This is a genomic window from Pedobacter sp. JY14-1 (assembly GCF_029269825.1).
Lineage (GTDB): Bacteria > Bacteroidota > Bacteroidia > Sphingobacteriales > Sphingobacteriaceae > Pedobacter.
In genome coordinates this window covers 865,740-872,223 of sequence record NZ_JARJHU010000003.1, presented here as the reverse complement: position 1 = coordinate 872,223, position 6,484 = coordinate 865,740, and the positions used below count along the sequence as shown (strand labels likewise).

The 6,484-nt window shown below is 48.2% G+C and carries 4 protein-coding genes; 1 reads left to right on the top strand and 3 read right to left on the bottom strand.

Annotation, left to right across the window (positions count from 1 at the left end):
* Positions 1-46: 46 nt before the first annotated feature.
* The 3 genes from trxA to P2W84_RS10025 all read right to left on the bottom strand — a co-directional run bounded on the left by trxA (position 47) and on the right by P2W84_RS10025 (position 5,399).
* Positions 47-364, bottom strand: a complete 318-nt coding sequence (trxA, locus tag P2W84_RS10035) for a thioredoxin (RefSeq protein WP_276089978.1) — start codon at positions 362-364, stop codon at positions 47-49.
* A gap of 73 nt (positions 365-437) precedes the next feature.
* A complete protein-coding gene (dnaE, locus tag P2W84_RS10030) occupies positions 438-4,868 on the bottom strand; it encodes a DNA polymerase III subunit alpha (protein ID WP_276089977.1) in 4,431 nt (1,476 codons plus the stop codon).
* A 48-nt stretch (positions 4,869-4,916) separates the two neighbouring features.
* Entirely contained in the window at positions 4,917-5,399 is a 483-nt protein-coding gene (locus P2W84_RS10025) for a lipocalin family protein (RefSeq protein WP_276089976.1), read from the bottom strand.
* A gap of 133 nt (positions 5,400-5,532) precedes the next feature.
* On the opposite strand from P2W84_RS10025, the gene mdh reads away from it, so the two are divergent.
* Complete coding sequence (gene mdh, locus P2W84_RS10020) at positions 5,533-6,474, top strand: malate dehydrogenase (protein ID WP_276089975.1); 942 nt, start codon at positions 5,533-5,535, stop codon at positions 6,472-6,474.
* Positions 6,475-6,484: the final 10 nt, after the last annotated feature.

The window sequence follows — 6,484 nt, the reverse complement described above, 5'->3', positions numbered from 1 at the left end:
GTCCGCAATTGCGGACGCCTTTAATGTTTATCATAAACTGTAGTCCTTACAGTTGTTTATCAAGTTTCTGGGAAAGCACTGATTTAGGCACAGCACCAACCTGTTTGTCTACGACCTCGCCGTTTTTGAAATACAAAAGCGCGGGTATGTTACGGATGCCGAACTGAGTTGAAATCTGAGGATTGTGGTCAACATTTACTTTACCCACCACGGCTTTTCCTTCATATTCTTTAGAGATCTCGTCTACAGAAGGGCCCACCATGCGGCATGGACCGCACCACTCTGCCCAAAAATCGACCAAAACAGGTTTATCTGACTTCAATACAACTTCCTCGAAGTTTGCATCTGTAATTTCCAATGCCATAATTCTAGTTTTTTATTTACACAAATATATGATCAATACTAATGCCATGAATTCTCGTAATGTCAATTTGACATTAGTTCAACTTAGGGTTAACATTCAGTGCGGCCAATTGTTCCAGCAAATGATTATCTGGGCTGATCTTCACTGATTTAGAAGGCATTTTCAAGGTTACGTTCTGGTCCCGGTCGTATATGTCAAACAGCAGCTGACAGTTCTGCTGCCCGCTGCTCGCCTTATTGTCCTGAATGACCGTGTAAATGCGCTGTACCAGATCATCAGTAATACGCTCCAGTGGTATCTGTATTGTTACGCTCCTGGCCAGTTTATCCCGTAGCTCCGAAAGCAGGTTAATGGAGGTAATTTTAAATTCCCAGTCGCCCTCTTTTCGGAAACGCTCTCCTATCCGGCCCCTGATCTGCAGGAAATACCCATCTGTAAGGAATTGCTTGAACTTGATGAAATCGTCCCCGAACAAAGCCAGCTCGCAGGTATCGTCATAGTCCTCAAATACCAGGGTACCAAACGGCTTCCCCGTCTTGGTCATACGTTGTGAGGCCATGGCAACAAGACCACCTACCACCAGTTCCCGGTTTTTAATCGTTTCAAACTCGGCCAGTATCTCTTCATTCGTATCGCCGCTTCTTACCTTGTTTACAATAGCCAGGTGCCTTACTTTATGCGGACAGAATTCACGCAGTTCCAGTCGGTAATTATCCAGGGGATGTCCGCTAAGAAAGATCCCGATTGCATCTTTCTCATATTTTAAGCGGTCTATCAGGCTCCATTCCTGAGCCACCGGCAGCGCAGGTTCCAGGATCAGGTCTGCCACTGATCCACCAAACAGTGAGGATTGTGAAGATGATTCGTTATTCTGAAAATCATTGGCGTACTTGATCAGCTTTTCCATGCCGTTCATTTTATCATTTGGCCCTATATGGAAATACTGTGCCCGGTGAAAGCCAAAACCGTCAAAGGCCCCGCTGTACACAAAGCTCTCATAAGCCTTTTTATTGACCGTACGGGTATTGGAGCGGCGGGCGAAATCATAGACATCCTTATAGATCCCATCCTGCATACGCTGCTCGATGATACTTTCCACCGCTTTCTCGCCTACGCCCTTAATACCAGACAACCCGAAACGGATCTCTCCCTGGGCGTTAACGGAAAACTTAATATCTGATTCGTTAAGATCGGGGCCAAGTACCGTTACACCCATCTGCTTGCACTCTTCCATAAAGAAGGCCACCTGCTTGATATCGCTCATGTTGTTGGAAAGCACCGCAGCCATATATTCTGCCGGGTAATGCGCTTTAAGATAAGCCGTCTGGTAAGCGATCCAGGCATAACAGGTAGAATGCGATTTATTGAAGGCGTAGGATGCAAAGGCCTCCCAGTCTTTCCATATCTTCTCGAGAATGGCCGGATCATGGCCTTTTTCTGCAGCCTGCGATACAAATTTAGGTTTCATTTTATCCAGCACATCCTTCTGCTTCTTGCCCATTGCCTTACGGAGCACGTCAGCCTCGCCCTTGGTAAATCCGGCCAGCTTTTGCGACAAGAGCATGACCTGTTCCTGATAAACGGTAATACCATAGGTTTCCTTCAGGTATTCCTCACAGGCATCCAGATCATATCTGATCTCTTCCTCCCCGTTCTTCCTGCGCACAAAACTGGGAATATATTCAAGCGGACCCGGACGGTACAGGGCATTCATGGCAATCAGGTCGCCAAACACCGTAGGCTTCAGCTCCTTCATATATTTCTGCATGCCGCTGCTTTCATACTGGAAGATACCGATTGTCTCACCCCGCTGGAAAAGTTCATAGGTCTTTACGTCGTCTATCGGGAAATTATCCGGGTCGAGCTCTATTCCGTGTCCAAGCTTCACCAGTTTCACCGTATCCTTGATCAAGGTCAGCGTCTTCAGGCCCAAAAAATCCATCTTTAACAGACCGGCACTCTCTACTACAGAGTTATCAAACTGGGTCACATACAGGTCAGAATCCTTTGCTGTAGATACAGGCACGAAGTTCGTAATGTCATCTGGCGTAATGATCACCCCACAGGCGTGGATACCGGTATTCCGCAAGGAGCCCTCCAGGACCTGCGCCTGCAGGATCGTTTCTGCAGTCAGGTTCTTACTGCCTGCCAAGGCCTTCAGTTCCAGTACCTTTTCGTATTCATCTGCACGAAGTTGATCCTTCAGGGCCTTTTCTTCCAGTGCGAAGATCTTCGCCAGCTTCATATTGGGGATCAGCTTGGCAATCTTGTCTGCTTCAAACAGCGGCAGATCCAGTACTCGCGCCGTATCCCTGATCGAAGATTTGGCGGCCATCGTACCATAAGTGATGATCTGCGCTACCTGGTTCGCACCATATTTCCGGATCACATAGTCCATTACCCGGCCCCGGCCCTCATCGTCGAAATCGATATCGATATCCGGCATGGACACCCTGTCCGGATTCAGAAACCTCTCAAACAGAAGGTCATACCTGATGGGATCTATATTGGTAATCCCGAGGCAATAGGCAACCGCAGAACCCGCAGCCGAACCCCTCCCCGGTCCTACGGATACATCCAGGTTCCTCGCCTCTGCAATAAAATCCTGCACGATCAGGAAATAGCCCGGGTAACCGGTCTTTTCAATCGTCTGCAGCTCAAAATCCAGTCGTTCGGTAATATCTGGTGTCAGTTCCTTATACCTGCGTTCCGCACCACGGTAGGTCAGATAACGAAGGTATTTATTTTCACCGCGTTTACCTCCGTCCTTCTCATCTTCTGCTACCTGGAATTCTTCGGGAATATCGAATTTGGGAAGCAATACCTCCCGTGCCAGCTTATAGGTTTCGATCTTTCCGACGATCTCGGCAATATTTACAATCGCCTCCGGCAGGTCAGCAAAGAGTTCCTTCATTTCTGCTGACGATTTGAAGTAATACTCCTGGTTCGGCAACCCATATCTGAAACCCCTTCCGCGTCCGATCTGTGTCGCCTGCTTCTCCCCGTCTTTTACGCACAGCAAAATGTCATGCGCATTGGCGTCTTTCCTGGAAACATAATAAGTATTGTTCGTTGCGACGATTTTAACATCATGTTTCCTGGCCAGTGCGATCAGTGAAGCGTTCACAATGTTCTCGTCGTCCTGGTTGTGGCGCATGACTTCAATGTAAAAATCTTCGCCGAACATCTCCTTCCACCACAGCAGCGCCTCCTCAGCCTGGCGTTCACCGATATTCAGTAGTTTACTCGGGATTTCCCCGTAAAGATTACCGGAAAGCACAATAATGTCTTCCTTATATTGTTCGATCACCGCCCGGTCTATCCTGGGTACATAATAAAATCCCCTGGTATAGGCAATGGAAGACATCTTTGCGAGGTTATGATATCCTCTCTTGTTCTTGGCCAGCATCACGATCTGGTAACCATCGTCCTTTCGCTTTTTGTCTTCATGGTTATCGCATACGAAGAACTCACAGCCTACAATCGGCTTGATCACGGTTTCCGTCGGTACTTCTCCCGCTTCAAGCGCTGCAGCGTTCTTCGCCTCGGCCGCCTTGTTATGGTTCAGCACCTGCGATACGAAATGAAAAGCACCCATCATATTGCCATGATCAGTTATGGCTACCGCAGGCATCTGATGTGCTGCCGCCACCTTGATAAGTGCAGGAATATTAATGGTAGACTGCAATACAGAGAACTGCGTATGGTTGTGCAGATGCGCAAATACAGCCTTATCCAGTAGTTCCTTATTGACTTTCAGGGCTTCTTCTGAAACCCCGGCCCCGCTTATACGCGCGAGCCGCTTTCTAATGTCTTCGGAAGCTGCTTTGAGGTTGATGTGTTTAAGGCCGGCCTTACGGATCATCCCCGGGTTCCTTTCCTTAAATCTGTCCAGGTAACCTGCGTCACACCTCAGTTCTTCGGCTTTAAAGGCACCAGCTTTGATCAACTGTAAGAAACACCTAGTTGTCGCCTCTACGTCGGCCGTTGCATTATGTGCCTCTGCGAAAGGCTCACCGAATAGGTATTCATGCAATTCAGTAAGATTGGGTAGCTTGAATTTTCCGCCTCTTCCGCCAGGCAACCTCAGCAGTTCGGCCGTTACTTCGGTACAGGTATCGAGAACAGGCATCCCAAGCATGATATTCTCCATACCCAGCCTGTGAAATTCACAGCCCATAATGTTGATATCAAAGCCAATGTTCTGGCCTACAATAAATTTCGCCTTGGCCAAAGCTGCCCTGAATTTTTCAGCCACTTCTGCCAGCGAGATACCTTGCTCCCGCGCCAGCTCGGTCGAGATCCCGTGTACCCGCTCTGCGTCGTAAGGGATATTGAACCCCTCAGGACGCACCAGATAATCCTGGTTTTCGATCAGTCCCCCCAGTTCATCATGCAACTGCCAGGCAATCTGAATACACCTTGGCCAGTTGTCCGTATCCGTAACCGGCGCATTATAATTGCGCGGAAGTCCCGTGGTCTCCGTATCAAAAATCAAGTACATACCCAAAATTAAGCAATTTCAGCAGGTATCCGGAGACAGCGTGGAAAACTAATGTCGCTGTAGCGGAGAACTGACGCCAGTATGATGCTCCTGGGAAACCAGCTGACTGGTATCATAGCCTTTCCCGGCACAGCGGCCAATGATCGCCTCCAGTTGCTCCGGTGCCATTCCAGGATTGCGGGACATAATACTCAGACTTTTACATTCAGGGTGTCCAACGACCATATACGTATAATCTTCGGCGAGCTCAATAACCCAGTAGTCGATTTTGAAGGGCCATACAAATTGTATCTTCATCTCTGCGTTGCCTGTTCCCCGTACTACAAAGAGCTTGGAACGCATATAACGTATCTTTTCCTGCCCCGACGACCTGTAACTCGTAAATACAGCATAATAACCATCCGGATGGATTACATAAGTATGGGTAGCTTGTCTCCAGTGCCTGTCCCAAAAACCAGGTATGGTATACAGGGAATGCCATTTTCCTGCAAATAGCACAATATCGACTTTAGGCACCGGCTTGTTCTTCATGGCTCGCTACTGTTTAGGCTAGGCGGCAAATGTAAATGCTTTAGGGTAAAAACCCCCAATATGGCATAAAGTTTTCAAATAAAATTTTACTACTTTACAGGAGATTTAGTAACCCTTAAAACTACTTGGTATTATGAAAATTACGATTGTAGGAGCAGGAGCAGTGGGCGCTACGTGTGCCGATAACATCGCCAGAAAGGAACTGGCAGAAGAATTAATATTACTGGATATAAAAGAAGGCTTCGCAGAAGGCAAATCCATAGACATGATGCAGACTGCAGCACTTCTGGGCTTCGATTCAAAGATCAGGGGCGTCACCAACGATTACGCTGCTACGGCAGGTTCGCAGGTCGTAGTGATTACTTCCGGACTTCCACGTAAACCAGGAATGACCAGGGAGGAACTGATCGGCACCAATGCCAACATCGTCAAAGGAGTTACTGAAAACATCCTTAAGTATTCTCCGGAAACCATCATCATTGTGGTATCCAACCCGATGGACACCATGAACTACCTGACGCTTAAAACCTCGGGTTTACCTAAAAACCGCATCCTGGGTATGGGTGGGGCACTCGATTCGGCAAGGTTCAAATATTATCTGAGCCTGGAGCTGGGATGCTCACCCGCAGATCTCAATGCAGTGGTGATCGGAGGACATGGTGACACCACCATGGTTCCGCTGATCCAGCATGCCACATGGAACAGTGTGCCCGTAACTCAGCTTCTGACTCCGGAACAACAGGAAAAAGTCGTCAAAGCCACTATGGTCGGCGGCGCTACACTTACAGGACTCATCGGAACTTCTGCCTGGTACGCACCCGGTGCAGGCTCCGCGGCAATGGTGGAGAGTATTGTGCGCGACGAGAAAAAACTAATCTCTTCTGGCGTCTACCTGGACGGTGAATACGGACAGCAGGACATTTCACTTGTCGTACCAGTCATTATCGGTAAAAACGGTGTAGAGAAGATCATCGATCTCAAGCTGAGTGAGGAAGAGCAGGCTGCCTTCAATAAAAGCGCTGATGCCGTACGCAACATGAACGGAGTGCTTGCAGATATGAACTTATTGTCATAAGCGGAACTAC